Annotated in this window: 17 protein-coding genes, 1 tRNA gene and 1 pseudogene; 7 read left to right on the forward strand and 12 right to left on the reverse strand. The window is 73.0% G+C overall.

Annotated elements, in window-relative coordinates; translation table 11 throughout:
• Window positions 1-29 precede the first annotated feature (29 nt).
• From AB0472_RS39640 to AB0472_RS39650, 3 genes are all read left to right on the forward strand, one after another.
• A complete protein-coding gene (locus AB0472_RS39640) occupies window positions 30-1,370 on the forward strand; it encodes a VWA domain-containing protein (protein ID WP_366364157.1) in 1,341 nt (446 codons plus the stop codon).
• 68 nt (window positions 1,371-1,438) lie between these two features.
• Window positions 1,439-3,196, forward strand: a complete 1,758-nt coding sequence (locus AB0472_RS39645; protein WP_366364159.1) for an FHA domain-containing protein — start codon at window positions 1,439-1,441, stop codon at window positions 3,194-3,196.
• A 96-nt stretch (window positions 3,197-3,292) separates the two neighbouring features.
• Entirely contained in the window at window positions 3,293-3,697 is a 405-nt protein-coding gene (locus tag AB0472_RS39650) for a globin (RefSeq protein ID WP_366364161.1), read from the forward strand.
• A gap of 18 nt (window positions 3,698-3,715) precedes the next feature.
• Here AB0472_RS39650 and AB0472_RS39655 read toward each other — a convergent pair whose 3' ends face one another.
• Genes AB0472_RS39655 through ettA form a run of 3 tightly spaced genes read right to left on the reverse strand, consistent with a single transcriptional unit; the run spans window position 3,716 to window position 6,477 of the window.
• The gene (locus AB0472_RS39655) at window positions 3,716-4,396 is read right to left on the reverse strand and encodes a hypothetical protein (RefSeq protein WP_366364163.1); all 681 of its coding nucleotides are present in this window, start codon (window positions 4,394-4,396) and stop codon (window positions 3,716-3,718) included.
• On the reverse strand, window positions 4,393-4,806 hold the full coding sequence (locus tag AB0472_RS39660; protein ID WP_366364164.1) for a thioesterase family protein: 414 nt from the start codon (window positions 4,804-4,806) through the stop codon (window positions 4,393-4,395). The genes AB0472_RS39655 and AB0472_RS39660 overlap by 4 nt, the downstream gene beginning before the upstream one ends.
• A 6-nt stretch (window positions 4,807-4,812) precedes the next feature.
• The gene (ettA, locus tag AB0472_RS39665) at window positions 4,813-6,477 is read right to left on the reverse strand and encodes an energy-dependent translational throttle protein EttA (RefSeq protein ID WP_366364166.1); all 1,665 of its coding nucleotides are present in this window, start codon (window positions 6,475-6,477) and stop codon (window positions 4,813-4,815) included.
• Between the two features lie 231 nt (window positions 6,478-6,708).
• Here ettA and AB0472_RS39670 point away from each other — a divergent pair, with 231 nt between their 5' ends.
• Window positions 6,709-7,242, forward strand: coding sequence for an HAD domain-containing protein (locus AB0472_RS39670; RefSeq protein ID WP_366364194.1), 534 nt, complete (start codon window positions 6,709-6,711; stop codon window positions 7,240-7,242).
• Here AB0472_RS39670 and AB0472_RS39675 read toward each other — a convergent pair.
• The 3 genes and pseudogenes from AB0472_RS39675 to AB0472_RS39685 form a co-directional block, all read right to left on the reverse strand.
• Window positions 7,239-7,364, reverse strand: a pseudogene (locus AB0472_RS39675) (GntR family transcriptional regulator); the annotation flags it as partial. The gene AB0472_RS39670 and the pseudogene AB0472_RS39675 sit on opposite strands and share 4 nt — an antisense overlap.
• 241 nt (window positions 7,365-7,605) lie before the next feature.
• Window positions 7,606-8,172 (reverse strand): DinB family protein, encoded by a 567-nt coding sequence (locus tag AB0472_RS39680; protein WP_366364167.1) that lies wholly within the window; start codon window positions 8,170-8,172, stop codon window positions 7,606-7,608.
• Between the two features lie 148 nt (window positions 8,173-8,320).
• Complete coding sequence (locus AB0472_RS39685; protein WP_366364169.1) at window positions 8,321-8,818, reverse strand: hypothetical protein; 498 nt, start codon at window positions 8,816-8,818, stop codon at window positions 8,321-8,323.
• Window positions 8,819-8,984: 166 nt separating this feature from the next.
• Between AB0472_RS39685 and AB0472_RS39690 the strand changes: the two genes are divergently transcribed.
• Window positions 8,985-9,779 (forward strand): ferritin-like domain-containing protein, encoded by a 795-nt coding sequence (locus AB0472_RS39690; protein WP_366364171.1) that lies wholly within the window; start codon window positions 8,985-8,987, stop codon window positions 9,777-9,779.
• The gene (locus AB0472_RS39695) at window positions 9,776-10,849 is read left to right on the forward strand and encodes a zinc-dependent alcohol dehydrogenase family protein (protein WP_366364173.1); all 1,074 of its coding nucleotides are present in this window, start codon (window positions 9,776-9,778) and stop codon (window positions 10,847-10,849) included. Before AB0472_RS39690 ends, AB0472_RS39695 begins: the two co-directional genes overlap by 4 nt.
• Here the strand turns inward: AB0472_RS39695 and AB0472_RS39700 are convergent.
• The 5 genes from AB0472_RS39700 to AB0472_RS39720 all read right to left on the reverse strand — a co-directional run bounded on the left by AB0472_RS39700 (window position 10,846) and on the right by AB0472_RS39720 (window position 17,830).
• A complete protein-coding gene (locus AB0472_RS39700; protein WP_366364174.1) occupies window positions 10,846-11,250 on the reverse strand; it encodes a hypothetical protein in 405 nt (134 codons plus the stop codon). The genes AB0472_RS39695 and AB0472_RS39700 overlap by 4 nt on opposite strands.
• 24 nt (window positions 11,251-11,274) lie before the next feature.
• Window positions 11,275-12,657, reverse strand: a complete 1,383-nt coding sequence (locus AB0472_RS39705) for a Cys-Gln thioester bond-forming surface protein (RefSeq protein WP_366364176.1) — start codon at window positions 12,655-12,657, stop codon at window positions 11,275-11,277.
• Window positions 12,658-13,193: 536 nt separating this feature from the next.
• Window positions 13,194-13,679, reverse strand: a complete 486-nt coding sequence (locus AB0472_RS39710; RefSeq protein WP_366364178.1) for a single-stranded DNA-binding protein — start codon at window positions 13,677-13,679, stop codon at window positions 13,194-13,196.
• Between the two features lie 272 nt (window positions 13,680-13,951).
• Window positions 13,952-16,219 carry a YfjP family GTPase gene (locus AB0472_RS39715; RefSeq protein ID WP_366364180.1) on the reverse strand — a complete coding sequence of 756 codons (2,268 nt, stop codon included), beginning with the start codon at window positions 16,217-16,219 and terminating at the stop codon, window positions 13,952-13,954.
• A gap of 3 nt (window positions 16,220-16,222) precedes the next feature.
• Window positions 16,223-17,830: a dynamin family protein gene (locus AB0472_RS39720; protein WP_366364182.1), complete on the reverse strand. Its 1,608-nt coding sequence runs from the start codon at window positions 17,828-17,830 to the stop codon at window positions 16,223-16,225.
• Between the two features lie 321 nt (window positions 17,831-18,151).
• On the opposite strand from AB0472_RS39720, the gene AB0472_RS39725 reads away from it, so the two are divergent.
• A tRNA-Arg gene (locus AB0472_RS39725) sits at window positions 18,152-18,224 on the forward strand.
• Window positions 18,225-18,350: 126 nt separating this feature from the next.
• Here the strand turns inward: AB0472_RS39725 and AB0472_RS39730 are convergent.
• On the reverse strand, window positions 18,351-19,968 hold a 1,618-nt coding region (locus tag AB0472_RS39730; protein WP_366364184.1), incomplete at its 5' end, for an ATP-binding SpoIIE family protein phosphatase.

Below are 19,968 nucleotides of genomic sequence, written 5' to 3' on the forward strand. Positions count from 1 at the left end.
GCGTGGGGTGGAGGGGGACCAGAGCAGTCATGGCCAATTTCTCGAAATCGAGCGTGCCGCAGTTCTCGGTGGACGTGTACCAGAACGAGTACCTGCCCGAGGGCGGTCGCGAGGTCAACGCGATCGTCACGGTGACGGCGACCGGCGGCGGCACCGTCGGGACCGCGGTCGGCACGTCGTACGCCCCCGGGCAGGGGCCCGCCGCCGGGGTGGCGCTCATGGTCGACTGCTCGGGATCGATGGACTACCCGCCCACCAAGATGCGCAACGCCCGGGACGCCACCGCGGCCGCGATCGACACCCTGCGCGACGGAACCCACTTCGCGGTGATCGGCGGCACGCACGTGGCCAAGGAGGTCTACCCGGGCGGCGGCCGGCTCGCGGTGGCCGACCGCGCCACCCGGGAGCAGGCCAAGCAGGCACTGCGCCGGCTCAGCGCGGGCGGCGGGACGGCGATCGGCACCTGGCTGCGGCTCGCGGACCGGCTCCTGTCCTCCGCGGACGTCACCATCCGGCACGGCATCCTGCTCACCGACGGCCGCAACGAGCACGAGTCGCCGGAGGACCTCAAGGCCGCCCTGGACTCCTGCGCCGGGCGGTTCACGTGTGACGCGCGCGGAGTCGGCACCGACTGGGAAGTGAAAGAAGTCACAGGGATCGCCTCCGCGCTGCTCGGCACCGCCGACATAGTCGCCGACCCCACCGGCCTGGCCGCCGACTTCACGCAGATGATGGAGACGGCGATGGGCAAGGAGGTCGCGGACGTCGCGCTGCGGCTGTGGACGCCGGTCGGCACGACCATCAAGTTCGTCAAGCAAGTGGCGCCCACGGTGGCGCAGTTGACCGACCGCCGCGTCGAGGCCGGGCCGCGCGCCGGGGACTACCCCACCGGTTCCTGGGGCGACGAGTCGCGTGACTACCACGTCTGCGTGGAGGTCCCCACGGCCGGCCTCGGCCAGGAAATGCTCGCCGCGCGCGTCTCGCTGGTCGTCCCGCAGTCCGACGGAAGCGCCCAGAATCTCGGCGCGCAGGGCCTGATCAGGGCGGTATGGACGGACGACATGGTCGCCTCGACCTCCATCAACCCCCAAGTCGCGCACTACACAGGCCAGGCCGAACTGGCACAAGCCATCCAGCAGGGGCTCGACCTGCGCAAAGCGGGCGATATGGACGGGGCAACGGCCAAACTGGGTCGGGCCGTTCAGTTGGCAAGCGCTTCCGGGAACGCGGATACTGCGAAACTGCTTGCGAAGGTGGTGGACGTGGTCGATGCCACGACAGGTACTGTGCGACTGAAGGCGAAGGTCGAGGAGGCCGACGAGATGACTCTCGAGACACGGTCCACAAAGACTGTTCGTGTAAAGAAGTGATCTGACAGTCCACACGCAGGACCACCCAGACAGGCTCAGGACGATCCTGACAGAGAGGGAAGCCCGCCATGCCGACCTGCCCGAACGGACACCAGTCGGGTTCCGACGACTGGTGCGAGGTGTGCGGTCACCGCATGGCCGGTGCCGTACCTCCGCCGCCTCCGCCCCCGCCGACCGCGGGCGGCTACGGCTTCCCGCCGCCCGCGTCCGGCGCCCCGGCCGGCGGCCCGATGGGCAGTGGCCCGATGGCCGGCGGTCCGATGGGGGGCGGACGGCACCTGTCCGCCGTACCGAACTCCCCCGAGCCGGAGCTGTGCCCGCAGTGCCGTACGCCCCGTGAGGGCGGTGCGCCGTTCTGCGAGGAATGCCGGTGGAACTTCCTGACCAACACGGCCACCTCGTACACCCCGGCCGCCCCGCGCCCGCCCGCGGGCGGCGGCCCGGCCGCGCCGACCTTCCGGCCCCCGGCCCCGCCGTCCTTCGGCGGCGGCGACTCGTACGAGTACCAGGGCTCGCGCCCCTCGCAGGTGAACCGTCCGGCCGAGCCGATCCCGTCCTTCGGCAGCGAGCCCTCGGGCCCGACGCCGTTCGCGGGCGAGCGCGGCGGCCAGTCCGGCCCGCCGGGTCCGTCGGGTCCCGCCGGCCGGCCGGGCTTCGGCGGCGACCGCGGCCAGGCGGGTCCGCCCGCGTTCGGCGGCGACCGCGGGCAGTCCGGCCCCTCGGGCTTCGGCGGAGGCGACCGAGGGCAGTCCGGCCCTCCGGCGTTCGGCGGAGGCGACCGAGGGCAGTCCGGCCCCTCGGGCTTCGACGGAGGCGACCGGGGGCAGTCCGGTCCTCCGGCGTTCGGCGGAGGCCACCGAGGGCAATCCGGCCCCTCGGGCTTCGGCGCAGGCGACCGCGGGCAGTCCGGCCCTCCGGCGTTCGCCGACCGCGGGCAGTCCGGCCCGCCCGCCTTTGGCGGCGGCGACCGCGGCCAGTCCGCTCCCCCGCCCTACGGCGGCGCCCCCGGCCAGAACGCCGGCGGCGGGTCCGCGTTCGGTGCCCCGCCCGGCGCCGGTCAGGCCTCCGGCCCCTACACCCGTGATCCCTCCGGCGGCCCCGCCGCGGGGCCCTTCGGTGGCTCGGACCCGTCCCGGCCGCCGGTTCCGCCGCCGCCCGGCGGCCCCGGTGCGACCACCGGCGGGGCTCCCGGCGCCTTCCAGCAGTCGGCGCCGCCCGCGCCGCCCGGTTTCCCGCAGGAGACCAGGCCGCCGGCCGGCGGCCCGTCCTTCGGCGGCGGTGACGACGACTGGGTGATCTCCCCGCCCGGCCAGGCCGGGGGCCCCGGCGCACCCGCCCGTCCCGGCGGCTACGGCTACCCGCAGCCCGGCGTCACCCAGGCCCCGCCCGGCCCCGCCTTCCCGCAGGCCCCGCAGGCCCCGGCGACCTGGACGGCGACGATCGGCCCGGACCGCGAGTACTTCATGGCGATGATGCAGCGCTCGGGCCCCGAGGCGGCCGGTCTCAACCTGCCCGCGTACTCCCCGGAGCAGCAGCGCACGCTCACCGGCAACCAGGTCACCATCGGCCGCCGCCGGCACTCCACCGGCGACACCCCCGACATCGACCTGTCGGTGCCGCCGGAGGACCCGGGCGTCTCGCACCAGCACGCGGTGCTGGTGCAGCAGCCGGACGGCAGCTGGGCGGTCGTCGACCAGAACTCGACGAACGGGACGACGGTGAACGGCGGCGAGGAGCCGATCCAGCCGTTCGTCCCGGTGCCGCTGCAGGACGGTGACCGGGTGCACGTGGGCGCCTGGACGACGATCACCGTGCGACGGGGCTGAGCCGCGGCGCCCCTGCGGGGGCGCCGACCCGTCCCCGCACGCGTTCGAGGTCCTAGGCCTCGAGTCCTCGGCCACCCCGTCTGAGACCATGGAGGGGTGAGAGAGATTCGGCGCGGCACGCTTCAGGAGAAGACCTTCTACGAGCAGGTCGGCGGGGAGGAGACCTTCCGTCGGCTCGTCCACCGTTTCTACGAGGGCGTCGCCGGGGACCCGCTCCTCAAGCCGATGTACCCGGAGGAGGACCTGGGCCCGGCCGAGGAACGGCTCACCCTGTTCCTCATGCAGTACTGGGGCGGCCCCACGACGTACAGCGACAACCGCGGCCACCCCCGGCTGCGGATGCGGCACGCCCCCTTCACCGTGGACCGGGCGGCGCACGACGCCTGGCTGCGGCACATGCAGGTGGCCGTGGACGAACTGGGCCTCACCGAGGAGCACCGGGAGACCCTCTGGAACTACCTCACCTACGCGGCCGCCTCGATGGTCAACACCCCCGAGTGAGCACCGACGGCGCGGCGCTCAGCGGACGCTGACGTCGAGCGCCCCGAGCCCTGCCCGGCGCACGGCGATCGACCCGAACGGGGTCCGCAGCCGCAGCCAGGCCCCCGCCGAGAGCAGTACGGCCTCGTCGCCCGGCTCGGTGCGCGGGCGCAGGAAGCCCAGGGACTGCGCCGCGTGGACGGCCCGGACCGGCAGCCGGGTGCCGCCGACGGTCCGGGACCAGATGTCCCGGCCGATCCGGTCGAGTACGGCACGGGTACGGCCGTCCGGGGCCAACTCCTCGGTACGGGACCGGAATTCGCCGACGGCGGCGGAGACCGCGGCGACCAGCGCCTGGGGTGATGGCAGCCCGGGCTCGGCCCGCCAGCCGCTCCGGGGCGGCAGCACGCCGGCCCACGGCGGCCCGGTCACCGCCTTCGGTACGGCGGCCGTGGCGGCCCGTTCGTCCAGCGACTCCAGCAGTTCGCCCGCCGACACGGTCACGTCGAGGGTGACGTCGAGCCCGTCCTCGTACGGCTTGGCGAGCCGCACCGCGCGGATCGCCAGCACCTCGAAGGAGGGCGGCCGGCCGAAGACGGCGAGCGCGGTGCCGGCCGCCTGCAGCCGCACCGCCGCCGAGCGGTCGTAGTGGAGCAGCCGGGAGAGGAAGGCCGCGAGGTCCGCCGCCTCCCCGTCGTCAGCGAGGTGGAGCACCGTCATGCGGCGACGGCCTCCTCCTTGTCGTCGTCGCGGTACTCCTCCAGGAAGTCCCGCTCCTCGGCGGTGATCCGGCGCGGCCGTCCGGCGTCGAAGTCGAACGGCACGACGACCGTCGAGGCCCGTACGTAGACCAGGTCGGCGTCCTTCACCTCGTAGGTGATGGTGAAGGACGCGGCCCTGATCTCGGTGATCCACAGCTCGACGTCGACCGGGTGGTGCCGGTGCACGAGCTGCCGCTTGTAGTCGATCTCGTGGCGCGCCACCACCGACCCCTGCTTGAACTCCTTGTCCGGGCGGAACAGGAAGTCGATCCGGGCCTCCTCCAGGTAGCGGACGAAGACCGCGTTGTTGACATGGCCGTACGCGTCCATGTCGGACCAGCGCAGGGGGCAGCGGTAGAGATGACGCAAGTTCGATCAGCCCCGGGTCAGCTTCTTGTAGGTGGCGCGGTGCGGACGCGCGGCGTCCGGTCCCAGTCGCTCGATCTTGTTCTTCTCGTACGACTCGAAGTTGCCCTCGAACCAGAACCACTTGGAGTCGCCCTCGTAGGCGAGGATGTGGGTGGCGACCCGGTCGAGGAACCAGCGGTCGTGGGAGACGACGACGGCGCAGCCGGGGAACTCCAGCAGCGCGTTCTCCAGGCTGGAGAGCGTCTCCACGTCGAGGTCGTTGGTCGGCTCGTCGAGGAGCAGCAGGTTGCCGCCCTGCTTGAGGGTGAGCGCGAGGTTGAGGCGGTTGCGCTCGCCGCCGGAGAGGACACCGGTCGGCTTCTGCTGGTCCGGCCCCTTGAACCCGAAGGCGGAGACGTAGGCCCGGGACGGCATCTCGACCTGCCCGACGTTGATGTAGTCGAGCCCGTCGGACACGACCTCCCACAGCGTCTTCTTCGGGTCGAGGTTGGCGCGGCCCTGGTCGACGTACGAGATCTTGACGGTCTCGCCGACCTTGATGTCGCCGGAGTCCGGCGTCTCCAGGCCCTGGATCATCTTGAAGAGCGTCGTCTTGCCGGCGCCGTTCGGACCGATGACCCCGACGATGCCGTTGCGCGGCAGCGTGAAGCTGAGCCCGTCGACGAGGACCTTCTCACCGAAGGCCTTGTTCAGCTTGTCGACCTCGACCACGACGTTGCCCAGGCGCGGGCCCGGCGGGATCTGGATCTCCTCGAAGTCCAGCTTCCGCATCTTGTCGGCCTCGGCTGCCATCTCCTCGTACCGCGCGAGACGGGCCTTGGACTTGGCCTGGCGCCCCTTGGCGTTGGACCGCACCCACTCCAGCTCTTCCTTGAGCCGCTTCTGCCGCTTGGCGTCCTTCTGGCCCTCGACCTTGAGACGGGTGGCCTTGGTCTCCAGGTACGTGGAGTAGTTGCCCTCGTACGGGTAGGCACGCCCGCGGTCGAGCTCCAGGATCCACTCGGCGACGTTGTCGAGGAAGTACCGGTCGTGGGTGATGGCCACCACGGTGCCGGCGTACTTGGCGAGGTGCTGCTCCAGCCAGTTCACCGACTCGGCGTCGAGGTGGTTGGTGGGCTCGTCGAGGAGCAGCAGGTCGGGGGCCTCCAGCAGCAGCTTGCACAGCGCCACACGCCGCTTCTCACCACCGGAGAGCGTGGTGACGGGCCAGTCGCCGGGGGGGCACCCGAGCGCGTCCATGGCCTGCTCCAGCTGGGCGTCGAGGTCCCAGGCGTTCGCGTGGTCCAGGTCCTCCTGGAGCTTGCCCATCTCGTCGAGCAGCGCGTCGGAGTAGTCGGTCGCCATCAGCTCGGCGATCTCGTTGAACCGGTCGAGCTTGCCCTTGATCTCGGCGACACCCTCCTGGACGTTCTCCAGGACGGTCTTCTCCTCGTTGAGCTCGGGCTCCTGCATGAGGATGCCGACGCTGTAACCGGGCGAGATGAAGGCGTCGCCGTTGGACGGCTGCTCCAGCCCCGCCATGATCTTCAGCACGGTCGACTTGCCGGCGCCGTTCGGGCCGACGACGCCGATCTTGGCCCCCGGCAGGAAGTTCAGGGTGACATCATCGAGAATCACCTTGTCGCCGTGCGCCTTGCGCGTCTTGCGCATGGTGTAAATGAACTCAGCCAAGAGAAACCGTCCGGCAGCTTGAAATCTGGCAGTGGGCAGATACACCCCATCTTGCCTGACGTCCAGCCTCGGGTGTTAACCCGTTTGGTCCGGGGGCTGTGACCTGGGGGTTCAGCGAGTGCGGCGGTAGCTCATCTGTCACTGTCGGTCGCCGATGAGTGGCCTCGGGCACCCTCGCACGGCCCAGGGACGGCCCGAGAAACAGAGTCCTCCCACCGCTCACCGCTCCGGATCTATCGTGCCGTTGCGACAAGCGCAGCGGACCGCCCCATCCTCTTCCTCGACGTCGACGGCCCGCTGATCTCATTCGGTTCGTCGGGTGGTCCGCTGCGAGCCGCTGTTTCCGACTCCTCAGCGTCTCTCGATCGGGGGAACCCGCTACTCGATCGGCTTGATCCCGAAATCGGACCGCGCCTCCTGGCCCTGGGCTGCCATCTCGTGTGGGCCACGACATGGATGGAAGATGCGAACGAGGCGGTCGCGCCGCGCCTCGGACTGCCGAAGCTCCGGGTGGTGGAGTGGCCGGGCTCCGGCGCCCACGACGGGCCCCGTGGCCTGCACTGGAAGACCCGTCCTTTGGTCGAGTGGGCCGACGGCCAGCCGTTCATCTGGGTCGACGACGAGATCAGCGCCATGGACCGCGTCTGGGTCTCTGCGCAACACCCCGGCGCGTCGCTGCTTCACCGCGTCGACCCGACCAAAGGGCTCATGGACGCCGACTTCTCCGCGCTCTCCGCTTGGCTCGACGCCGAGGGCGCCGACTAACGGTTGATCGGGATCTCGTACACGATTTCGCAGTGCGCCGCGGGCACCACGATGTCCGCCGTCTCCACGGGCCGCCCCTGGTCGCTGTAGTACGTCCGCCGGATGTGGGTGACGAGAGCGGCCAACCGCTTTAGGAGTTCGATCCGGCGGCCCTTCTCGGCCTGCACAGCGGCTTCGTACCGCTGTTCGTGGGTGCGCCCTCAGCTGCACTGACACGCCGGCGTTCGCGCCCGTTGATGTCAGGACTGCGTGTCAGCCGGCTCGCTGACGTCCCTGCCCCGCGGATCGTGAGGCAAAGGCGTTTGCGAGGTCACAGGCGTGTCGCCCCCATGTAGGGGGCGATCCGCCCTGCCGCGCCGCTGGCTAACCCATGGTCTTGGCGCCGTCCAGGGACTCGCGGATGATGTCGGCGTGGCCGGCGTGCTGGGCGGTCTCGGTGATGATGTGCATCAGTACCCGGCGGGCCGACCATCGCGCACCCGGTTCGGACCACGGGGCCTTCGGTAGCGGTTGTGCGGCGTCCAGGTCGGGGAGGGTGGCGACCAGTTCGTCGGTTCGGCGGGCTACCTCGGCGTAGTCGGCCAGCACGCCGGTCAGCGTCTCACCGGGCAGCATCCGGAACTCGTCGGCCCGTCGGGCCCAGTCGGCCTCGGTCATGGTGGTGAAGTCGGGCATCGCCGACGGCCCGTCCAGGATGAACTGCGCCCAGGCTCGCTCGACCGCAGTGACATGTTTGATCAGGCCGCCCAAGCACAGCCGGCTGGCGGTGGTCCGGCGCCCCGCCTGCTCGTCAGTGAGGTCACGGGTGGTGAATCGCAGGAAGTGCCGATGCTTGGCCAGGGCCTCCAGCAAGTCGGCGCGCTCGCCGGTAGCGGTGGGCTCATGGGCCGAGTCGTGCGTGGCCAGTTGGTTGACAGCGGTCTCGCTCATGGTCGCTCTGCCTTCCGTAGTTCGTGTTCAGCCGGGCCAGAAGGACACTAGGAGGCATGGAGGCCAGATCCTGACCTAAATGACCGGAGGGGAGTGAGGATGCTGAGCCGGCCGGCCCGGTGGACGCCGGTGCTTCCGGCGGGTGGGGTCAGAGGCTGCAGCGGCAGTAGAGGTGGTCGCCCGCCGTTCGTGCCCGTAGGGCCAGGGCCGTGAACGTGAGGACGGTGTGCTCGGCGTCGAGGGGGTCGGCGAAGGCGACCTCCTCGATCTCGTACCACTGGGCCGTCACCGTCGGGACGGCGTCCTCGGGGAGGTCGGCAAGGACGTCCCGCCAGTGGTCGGGGAGTTGCTGGAGGACCAGGCCCGTGTCCCAGGGGGAGTCGGGGCCGGTCGGCTCGCCGTGGGGGTACGGCGGCTCGGGCCAGACCAGTTCCGGGGCGTCCTGCCGGTCGGCGAACGGTATCCCCTCGGCGTGGGCGACGAGTTGGCCCAGGACCACGTCCGGGTCCAGGCCCTTCGCGTCGATCCAGTCCGCGCCCGACTCCGCGAGCGGCGTCCCGCGCAGCCAGTCCCCGCCGGGCCCGATGGCCCGGTCGACCGCCGTGGTGTGGTCACTCGCGCGGAAGTAGTCGTACAGCACGCCCATGCAGGTCTCCGTAGGTCACCGGGTTACGGGTTCTGGGTTCTGGGTTCGAGTAGAGCAGGCGGCACCGACAGCGCCGGGAAGGCGGCCGTTCGCGGAACGCTTCGGCGGCGGGCTGCGTCGTCCTTCTCCGGGGCACGGTGATCGTGCACCGGAGAGGGGAGACCGGGTGCGTACGGGCGGCTTCGCGGGGTGGACAAGACGGTTCGAGGACGAGCGTGCGCGCAGGGATGCCCAGGGTGATCCGGACTGGGGGCGGGGCGCGGCGCTGCATCCGGCGGTGTGGGCGAGCATCCAGCGCTTCCAGGTCGGCGAGGACGGGGACGGCGCCAACCTGATCGGCAAGGCGGACCAGGCCGGCGACGCCGACTACGGGGAGGCGGTCCGGCTCTTCGTCGCCGAGGAGCAGAACCACGCCCGGCTGCTGGCCCTGCTGCTGGCCGCGGGGGGCGTGCCGACGTTGAGCGGGCACTGGAGCGACGCCGTCTTCGTACGGCTGCGGCGTCTCATGGGCCTGCGCATGGAGCTGCTGGTGCTGATGATCGCGGAGGTCGTGGCGCTGCGTTACTACCGGGCCCTGCGCGACGGCACCGGCGACGCGCTCACCGCGGAGGTGGCGGGGCGGATCCTGTCCGACGAGGAGCGGCACGTGCCGTTCCACTGCGAGCGGCTGCGTTCCTCCCTGGCGGAGCTGCCCCGCGCCACCCGCCGCACCGTGCTGGCCCTGTGGCGGCTTCTTCTGCTCGCCGCCTGCGTCGTCGTCGCCGCGGACCACGGAGCGGCGCTGCGCCGGCTCGGCACCGGGCGCCTGCGGTTCGTGCGCGATGTCATGGTCTCGTCCCACGGGGTGGTCTCCGCCGTGCTGGTGCCCGGCCCCGGCCGCACCGGGGATGCCGCTGCCTCCTTCGACAGGACAGTGCTCGGGCGGGAGCGCAAGCTGGGAGGGACGAGAGGTCGCTCATGACGCGTTCCATGCGGGCGCTCGTGGCCGGCAGGGCCGGTGAGCCGGGTGATGTCCTGCGGGTGGAGTCACGGCCCGTTCCCACGGCGGGAGTGGGCCAGGCGCTGGTGCGTGTGGTGGCGACGCCGGTGCACGCCAGTGATCTGCACGTGCTGCGGGGCCGCTACGGCTTCTCCCCCGGGTTCCCCACGGTCGGGGGGTACATGGAGTGCGTGGGCCGCATCGAGGCCCTGGGGCCGGGCACCGAGGGGCTGCGGATCGGTGAGCGCGTGGTGTACGTCGCGATCCCGGCGGTGCCCGGGCCGCCGGCCGAGGGCACCTGGCAGGAACACCTCGTCGCCGACGCGCACCGGCTGCTGCCGGTCCCCGGCCGGCTGAGCGACTCCGACGCCTGCCAGCTCGCGGTCAACCCGCTGACCGCGCTGCTCCTGGTGACGCGCGAGCTCGACGTGCAGCCGGGTGAATGGCTGTTGCAGACGGCGGCGGGCTCCACCGTCGGCCGGCTCGTCGTCCAGCTGGCCCGGCATCTGGGGATTCGCACGATCAACGTGGTGCGGCGGCGTGCCGCCGTCGAGGAGATCAGGGCACTGGGCGGCGACGAGGTCGTCTGCACCGAGGACGAGGACCTGGTGCGGCGGGTCGCCGAGATCGCGGGACCGGCCGGTGTGCGCAAGGCCACCGACTGCGTCGCGGGCGCCGTGGGGGCCGAGGTGTCCCGGGCCCTGGCTCCGGGAGGAGTGACCGTCGTCTACGGCGCGCTCTCCACCCACCGGCAGACCGACCCGGCGGCGCTGACCATCCCGGTGTCGGCGCGCTCGGTCATCTACGAGACCAAAGTGGTCCGCGGGTTCTGGCTGAACCGCTGGTTCGGCACCGCCTCGCCCGCGGAGGTGCTGGACGCGCTGCGCGAGGTTCGCAGTCTCGTCGTCGGTGGCGTGCTGAGCATCCCCCGGGGCCGGCCGTTCCCGCTCGAACGCTTCGCCGAAGCCGTCTCGTTCGCCGAAGCGCCCGCGCACGGCGCCAAACCGCTTCTCGTCCTCGAGGACGGCCGGGACGCAGAAGGCGCCGTCTAGCGGGACCGCAGGGCCTTGTGCAGGAGCAGGGCGGTCACCGCGACCGCGCCGAGGGCCCCGACCGCGCCGACGGCTCCGACGGCTCGGGCACTTCCGACCGCTCCGTCGGCGCCGGCCGAGCGGAAGGCCCGGGAGGAACGCCAGGACAGGGTGGACCAACGGGAGTTGGCGGAGAGGACGGAGCCCGTGCTCAGCCAGGAGCCGGCCGAGACGAGGGACAGGGCCGAGCCGATCGAGCCTGCCGAGAGGGCGCTGCCGATCGACCCGACGGAGAGCGCCGAGCCGACCGACCCGATGGAGAGCACGGAGCCCACCGAGCCGATCGACAGCACCGAGTCGTGCGACCACAGGGACAGGACGCAGTCCGATGACGCGCCGCGGGACGCGGGTGAGTTGGTCATGCCGTCATAGTGCCCGTCCGGGGGTCAGTCGGTCTGCTGGTTCTCCCGCTGACGGAGGATCACCAGGACCGCGCCGCCGATCACCACCAGGCCGATGGCCACGCCCGTGATCACGCCGGTCGCGGAGTCGCCGCCGGTCGCGGCCAGGTTGACGTCGGAGGCGGTGCCGCCCACCGAGGCCGGGCTGGGCTCGCTCAGGGTCTGGGTGGCGAGCCCGGCGTCGGCGCCCTGGGTCCTGCAGTCGAGGACACCGGTGAAGCGGCGTTCGAGGCCGTTGACGCCGGTGATCGTGAAGTCGTAGGCCTGGTCCTCCTGGAGCGGGACGGTCACCGTCCGGGAGCTGTCGGCGGCGATGGTGTACTCCGTGCCGGCCAGCTCGAAGGTGAACGGCCTGTCCCCGGTGTTGGCCGCGGTGATGTCCACGCCGCTGCGGGCGCAGTTCTTCTCGGCCGACAGGGCCGGTATCGCGCCCTGGTCCGCCCAGGTCGCGTTCGCGGTCGCGGCGACAGTGGACTCGCTGGAGCCGGCCAGGATCTGGGTCTGGCTGCGGCTCTCGGAGGTGAAGGCCCGGCCGACGGGAACGGTCGTCGACGCCTGCACGGTCAGTTCGGCGGAGCTGTCCGCCGCGTCGTCGGGGACCTTGAAGTACAGCTTGCTGCCGTCCTCCGCGGTGCTGACCGGCTTGCCGGTCCTGTCGGTGATCCGTACCCCGCTGAGGGCCGCGTCGGACGGCGGGACCACGGTGACCGTGCTCGCGTTGGTGTGGACGGTCACCGGGCCGAGCAGGCCGCCCGGCCGGCCGGACACCGCCGGCGGGGAGAGGGTCAGCGACGCCTGCGGCTCGTTCTGGCCGCGGGCGTTCTTCTCCAGGTAGTCGGCGAGCTTCTCGGCCTGCGGGTCGACCGCGTCGACGTCCGCGCCGTCCGAGTAGCGCCAGATCGCCACCTGTGTGCCGGCCGCCGCGTCCTGCTCGGTGAGGCTGCCGGCACCGGCCTTGCGGGCCAGCGCGGCGAGGTCGTTGACCTGCGGGTAGGAGTTCTGCAGGATCCAGCGGATGTTGCCGGCGTTCTTGTTGGCGCCGAGCGAGGTGCCGCTCCACGCCGTCTCCTGGTACTTGGCGTCCCGCTGGGCGGGGTTGTGGAGGTCGACGCAGTACGTCTGGAGCGTGCCGCCGCCGTCCACGGACATCTCGAACAGGCCCGCGGCCACCTGCTCGTCGCCGCCGTCGCCGTGGACCACGGCCTCGCCGTAGGTCTTCAGGCCGTTCATGGTCGCCGCGGCCCCGCTCTGGCTCTGGGCGGTCCCGTCGTCGGCCGCGGCCGGACCGGCGCCGGTCAGCGCGACGGCGGCCACCAGCCCGGACACCAGGGCCGTGGCGGCGAGGCGGACCACGCCTCTCGCGGCCACGGCGGTGCCGTAGTGCCTGGTGGACGCGCGGGGCGCCGAGAGACCAGAGAACGCAGCGAGCACAGAATTCCCCTTCGAGCAGGACCCGTTGGACGCGGGGGGTGGTCCCACCAGCAGAATCAGCGGCCCCAGGGGCCATGCCCGGCATCCTATGGATCAGCCGCGCCGCCCTTTCCCGGTGAGATGGTCCGATGAGCGATCCGATCCGGAATCGTTATCGCGGAGGCACGAAGGGCAGGGCTTGTCGACAAAACCACCCGGCCGTGGTGGCGGGCACGTCGGGGCGCGTTCGCCGACATGCCGTCAGGAGCCGCCGGAGGGCATCAGGAGACACCGGGAGACACCGGGAGACGCCGGAAGACATCGGGAGACGTCAAAGATCACCGAAGGGCGCCAAGGGGTCCGCGACCGGCTGCCCTTGGCCGCCGCCCACCCACCGTCCATGGACGTCAACGAGTGTCAACGGGCCGACGGTTGACCGCCGTTCGGATGTGTCGATGCCAACCAGCCGTGACGTGGCGGCATTTCGTTCCCGGTCACGGCGCGGCGGCCGCCACCGCCGCCACCGGTTCCGGCCGGGCTAGGGCGGGTGGGTCGGAGGTCTCCTCCGGTGTCTCCCAGTCGGGTTCCGGGCGCGGTGGTGCCGGTGGTGCCGTCGCGTCCGGCCTGCCGGTTCGCCGGAAGGCCGCCGTGCCGCGGGCGAGGTCGTGGCCGATCGCCACCGCGTCGATGTCGGCGGAGGTCCACTGCTGGCCCTCCCGGGTCTCGGTGCGCACCTTCAGCCTTCCCTGCACGACGACCGGGTCGCCGACCGTCAGCGACGTCGCCGCGTTGGTGGCGAGCTGCCGGTTGGCCCACACCGTGAAGAAGTTGGTGTGGCCGTCCGTCCAGGCGTTCTTCTCGCGGTCCCAGTAACGCGCGGTCACCGCCAGCCGGAACCGGGCCGACGGACCTGCCGCCAGCTCGCGGAACACCGGCTGCGTCGCCACGTTGCCCACCGCGCAGACCATCGTCTCGTTCATCACGAACCCCTCCCTCGCCCGGCCGCCGCGGCCGGGCGGATCCGCGTACGGGCCGTCCCGTACGGCTGTGTCCACCGCGGCGACCGCGGACCCGGCATGCGGGTCGTGGTCGCCGTGGGTCCAGACTGCCGCCGTCCGCGTCGGCCCGCCGAGCGCTGTGGACCACCGCCGGCCTGTGGAGAACCCCACCACCCGTACGAGTGACCCCGTCCCCCCGGACGGAGCCCCGCCCGGGCCCGGACCCCGGCTGCGGCCCCGCCCCTTCGCCGGCCTCACCCCACTCCGGCGCCCGTCCGCGTCACCCTCGCGTACTGCTCCCGCACCTCCTGGTACCGCAGCAGCTCCGCCGCCACCGGATCCAGCACCCGGGCCCGCCCGCAGCCGGCCGCCGCCTCGCGGAGCCGGCGTTCCGCCTCCAGGCCGTACCGGCGGGCCGGGCCGCGGGCCGCCATCCGGCAGCCCCACTCGACCAGCGGGCCACCGATGATGCCGGAGACCATCAGCAGCACCGGAACGCCCAGGTTGGGCGCCGTCACCCCGGTGATCTGCCCGATCAGCCACAGTCCGCCGACGACCTGGAGGAGCGTCATGGCGGCCTGGGCGAGCACCGCCACCGGCCACCAGCCCGGCCGCGGTGGCCGTCCCGGCGGCAGCCCGGCCCGCGCGGCCAGGTCGTCGAGCGCCTCCGGAAGGCCCTGCGAGCCGCGTACGGCCGCCTCCCGCACCGCCTGCGCCCAGGGCGCGGGCAGTCCGGCCGAGGCCCGCTCGGAGACCGTGCGCACCGCCTGCTCCACCCGCTGCCTCGCGGTGGCCTCCACCTCGGGCTGGGCCTTCTGCAGACGTCCGGTGGGCGGCTCGCCGCGCTTCTGGTACCAGCGCCACAGCCGGAGCCAGGGCGTGCCGCAGGCCCGGTTGGCGTTGCGCCGCCAGGCCCGTTCGGCGGCCTCGCCGGCGGCGGTGGCACCGACCGCGTCCGCGAGCCGTGCGGCGAACTCGTCGCGCGCCTCCTCACTGAGCCCGGCGCGCCTGCCGGTGGCGTAGACCGGCCGCAGCCGGGCGGCGGCGGCGTCCACGTCGGCGGCGACCCGGCGGGCCGCCGCGCCTCGCTCGGACACGAACTGGCCGAGCACCTCGCGCAGTTCGCCGACGCCGTCGCCGGTGAGCGCGGACAGCGCGAGCACGGTCGCGCCCGGGTCGCCGTACTCGCCGAGGGCGATGCCGTCGTCGTCGAGCAGCCGGCGCAGATCGTCCAGGACCAGGTCGGTGGCCTCGCCGGGCAGCCGGTCGGTCTGGTTGAGGACGATGAACATGACCTCGGCGTGGCCGGCCATGGGCCGCAGATAACGCTCGTGGAGGACGGCGTCGGCGTACTTCTCGGGGTCGACGACCCAGATCACCGCGTCGACGAGCTTCAGGATCCGGTCGACCTGTGCGCGGTGCTGGACGGCGGCCGAGTCGTGGTCGGGCAGGTCGATCAGGACCAGCCCGCGCAACTGGGCGTCCGCCTCCGGGTTGTGCACCGGGCGGCGGCGCAGCCGGCCCGGGATGCCGAGCCGGTCGATGAGGGCGGCGCTGCCGTCGCTCCAGGTGCACGCGATGGGCGCGGCGGTGGTGGGCCGGCGTACCCCGGTCTCCGAGATGGCCACTCCGGCGAGCGCGTTGAACAGCTGGGACTTGCCGCTGCCGGTGGCGCCGGCGAGGGCGACGACGGTGTGCTGGCCGGAGAGCCGGCGCCGGGTGGCCGCCTCGTCGAGGACCCGGCCGGCCTCGCCGAGGGTGTTGCTGTCGAGGCGGGTGCGGGAGAGGCCGACGAGCTCGCGCAGGGCGTCGAGGCGGGAGCGCAGCGGGCCGTCGTACGCGAGTGGGGCGGGCGCCGGGGCGCCCGGGCCGCGGGTCTCCACGACGGGGACGGCGGCCTTGGCGGTCTCGGTGACCCGGCGGGCGATGAGGCCGTCGTCCCAGACGTCGTCGGCGGCGGCCGGATCGTCCTCGGCCGCGGCCGGACGGTCGCCGGTGGCGGCCGGTGGGCGCTCGTCGGACGGCTCCCGCTGCTCGCGTACGCGTGCGTGCGGGACGCTCTCGGCGGCCCGCCCGGCGGCCTCGGCCGTCTCGGGAGCCTGCGGGGCCGCGGAGGCTTCGGGCACCTCGGCGGTGCCCGTGCGCTCCCTCGGCTCCCTCGACTCCCTCGGCTCCCTCTGCTCCCTCTGCTCCCTCTGCTCCCTCTGCTCCCTCTGCTCCCTCGGCTCCCTCTGCTCCCTCGGCTCCCTCTGCTCCCTCGGCTCCTTCGGCTCCTTGAGGTCCTTCCCGGCCTCGTCCCGGTGCCGGTCGCCGTCCGGGGCACGGTCCCGCGCGGCCTCCCGCTCGGGCTCCCGCGCCGACTCCCGCGTGGACTCCCCTGCCGACTCCCGTACGGCGTCCGGGGCGGTGTCCGCCGCGGCCGGTCCGGTCTCGGAGTCGCTGGCGTAGTCACCGGTGAAGTCACTGGTGTGATCCATGCGTTCCATGTGATCCGTGTGGTCGTGGTCAGTGACGGCGGTCACCGGTCACCTCTCCTTCTGCAGGACGGACAGGGCGGCGATGAGTTCGGCCTGGGGCTCGGGGTGCACGTCGAGGGCGTCGAGCGGGGCGAGGCGGCGCTCGCGTTCGGCGCCCAGGACCCGGTCCACGTGTTCGGAGAGCAGTCGTCCGGCGCGGTCGCGCAGCCGCAGCGCGCCGTGGGCGCCGATGCGTTCGGCCAGCCGCTCCCCCGCGTTCCTGGTGCGCCGGCCGCCGAGCAGCGCGGTGGCGACCAGGGCGGCGACGACCTCGGAGTCCGGGGCGACGCTGCGGTCGAGCTCGCGCACCTCGTCCTCGGCGTACTCCTCCAGCTCGCGCCGCCAGCGCCGGACGGCGAGGCCGATGCGGTGCTCGGCACTCTCCAGGGACGGGTCGTGGTCGGTGAGTCCGGCGGCGGCCGAGGCCGGCTCGCGGCGCCAGGCGTCGTCGACGCGTTCGTCGGCGGCGGTGACGGAGCAGAGCAGCAGGGCGGCGAGGCTCTCCACCAGGGCGTCCAGGAGTTCCTCGGCGGAGCAGTCGAGCGGGTAGGCGCGCCAGCGCTTGAGGGCGTCGCCTGCGAGGACGGCTCCGGCCTGGAGACGCCCTCGCAGGCGTGCGTGCTCGCTGTCGTAGGCCGTGTCGACGGCGGAGGTCAGGCGCAGCGCGGCGGCGTACTGAGCGGCGGCGGCGCCGGCCAGTTCGGGCATGCGGGCCTTGAGGGAGTCGAGGAGGCCGTGCGCGGTGCGGGCCAGGGTGTGACTGCGGGCGCCTGGGTCCTGGGCCTGGTGGAGGAGCCAGGCACGCAGCGGGGCGACCGCGGTGGCCGGGAGCAGGCCGCCGCCCCAGGCCGACTCGGGCAGCTCGGGCACGGTGAACCGGGGTACGTCACCGAGTCCGGCCTTGGTGAGGAGGGCGCCGTACTGGCGGGAGACCTCCGAGACGACCGTGTGCGGGACCCGGTCGAGGACGGTCACCAGGGTGGCGTCGTACTCCTTGGCGGTGCGCAGCAGGTGCCAGGGGATGGCGTCCGCGTAGCGGGCGGCCGTGGTCACCATCACCCAGATGTCTGCGGCGCAGATGAGTTCCGCGGCGAGGACGCGGTTGTCGACGACCAGGGAGTCGATGTCGGGGGCGTCGAGCAGGGCGAGGCCGCGCGGGATGCTGTCGGCGGTCTCCACGCGCAGCACGCGCGCGGAGTTCTCGCCGGGGAGGAAGGGGTCGTCGTTGGGCTCCTGGTGCGGTACCCACTCCCGGGTGAGGTCGGGCAGCACGCGCATGCCGCTGAACCAGTGATGGTCCTCCGGATGACAGACCAGGACCGGGGTGCGAGTGGTCGGCCGCAGCACGCCCGCCTCGCTGACCCGGCGGCCCACCAGTGAGTTGACGAGGGTCGACTTCCCGGCGCCCGTTGACCCGCCCACCACGGCCAGAAGTGGCGCTTCGGGTTCTCTGAGGCGGGGCACCAGATAGTCGTCGAGCTGTGCGAGCAGTTCGTCGCGGTTGGCACGCGCGCGTGGAGCCCCCGCCAGGGGCAGCGGGAAGCGTGCGGCAGCGACACGGTCGCGCAGGGCGGAGAGTGTGTCGAGCAGCTGAGGCCGTACGTCCAAGGTCACCACATGCGAAGAATGCCCAATTTTAGGGGAATTCTGAAGCATATAGACATGTCTGCGTGCCGACAGGACACAACGGGCGGAAGGGGCGACTGGGACGGAGGCACAGTCCAGGCATAACGAGTGCACAACACCCGGTGCGTCGGGCGCCAAAAGCGATGCACGATTCGTACCTGCCTGCGATTATCAGGACCGCTTCACTGAACCTCCACATTGAGCCACGGAGGCGAAGCAACAGGGGCACGGATCCGGGAGTTCTATCCTTGTCCCCGGCAACGTCACGGACCCGCCCCCAGCAGGGCAGTGCGTACGAGGCCAGCACAGCCGGCCCCCGTAGCTCAGTGGATAGAGCAGGCGCCTTCTAAGCGCTTGGCCGCAGGTTCGAGTCCTGCCGGGGGCGCTTCGCAGAGGCAGCGCGGCAGGTGGCCGGTTCTCTCCCGTGACCGCAGTGGATCTCCCGTCGTCCCGCACTGCCACGAACTCCTGCGCGGGGACCGGGGAACCCGGCGCGGATCGCGGTCGCGGGTCACAGGTCGGCGGCCGGGTCCGGGAAGCCGGACGGGCCGGTCCCGGTCAGTTCGGCCCAGACCGTCTTGCCGTGCCGGGCATGGCGGGTTCCCCAGCGGGTGGCGAGCTGCGCGACCAGCAGCAGGCCGCGGCCGCCCTCGTCGAAGGTGCGGGCCCTGCGCAGGTGCGGGACGGTGCCGCCGGCGTCGGAGACCTCGCACAGGACGGCGCGGGCGGGATCGTCGCCGGGCCGGTCGGGGGCCCGGGAGAGGATCAGGCGCAGCCGGACGGGCGGCCTGCCGTAGCGGATGGCGTTGGTGACGAGTTCGCTGACCACCAGTTCGGCGGCGAAGGCGAGGTCCTCCAGGTCCCATGCGGTGAGCTGCCGTGCGACGCCCGCGCGGGCCGGGGCGACGGCCGCCGGGTCCGGTTCCAGGTCCCAGACGGCGACCCGGTCCGCGCCGAGGGTACGGGGGCGGGCCAGCAGCAGCGCGACGTCGTCGTGCGGCCGGTCGGTGGGCAGCAGGGCCTGGAGCACCGTGTCGCAGGTGGTCTCCAGGGAGGCGGCGGGCCGGGCGAGGACCTGCCGCAGGTCGGCGAGGCCCGCCTCCACGTCGTGGTCGTGGCCTTCGAGCAGACCGTCGGTGTACAGGGCGAGCAGGCTGCCCTCGGGCAGATCCGCCTCCACCGCCTCGAACGGCAGCCCGCCCAGGCCCAGCGGCGGTCCCGGCGGCAGGTCGAGGAGACCGGCGGTGCCGTCGCGGTGCACCACGGTGGGCAGCACGTGGCCGGCGCGGGCCAGGCTGCAGCGGCCGGCGACGGGGTCGTAGACGGCGTACAGGCAGGTGGCGCCGATGTCCCCGGTGGGCGCCCCGCCCGGATCCGGGCCGGGGTCGAGGGCGGCGTCGGAGCCGGGGTCGAGGGCGGCGTCGGAGCCGGGGTCGAGAGCGGCGTCGGAGCCAGGGTCGAGAGCGGCGTCGGAGCCGGGGTCCGGGGCGAGGGCCGGATCCGGGTCGGCGGCGGCCTCCGCGGAGAGCCGGATGACGACGTCGTCCAGGTGGGTCAGCAGCTCGTCGGGCGGCAGGTCGATGTCGGCGAGGGTGCGGACGGCGGTGACCAGCCGGCCCATCGTGGCCGCGACGTGGATGCCGTGGCCGACGACGTCGCCGACCACCAGCGCGACCCGGGCCCCGGACAGCGGGATCACGTCGTACCAGTCGCCGCCCACCCCGGCCCGGCCGCCGGCCGGCAGGTAGCGGCAGGCGACCTCGGCGGCGGACTGCTCGGCGATGCGCCGCGGCAGCAGGCTGCGCTGCAGGGTGAGCGCGGTGGCCCGGGCGTGGGTGTAGCGGCAGCCGTTGTCGACGGCGACGGCGGCCCGGGCCACGATCTCCTGGGCGAGGAGGAGGTCCTCGTCGTCGAACGGGGCGGGCTGGCGGTGCCGGCAGAACCGGGCGACGCCGAGGGTGGTGCCGCGGGCGGTCAGCAGCGCCCCCTGCCCGACGTCGGCTGACGGCCGGGGCCCGGCCCCGGGCCGGGGCCAGGGCCTGTCCGACCATTCCCGTCGTCGCCCGGAGGGCGGCCTCGCGGCGTCAGGTGCGTGCTCTCGGCGTGCCGGGCGCAGGCCCTCGTACGGG

The sequence above is a fragment of the Streptomyces sp. NPDC086777 genome, assembly GCF_040702065.1.
GTDB lineage: Bacteria > Actinomycetota > Actinomycetes > Streptomycetales > Streptomycetaceae > Streptomyces.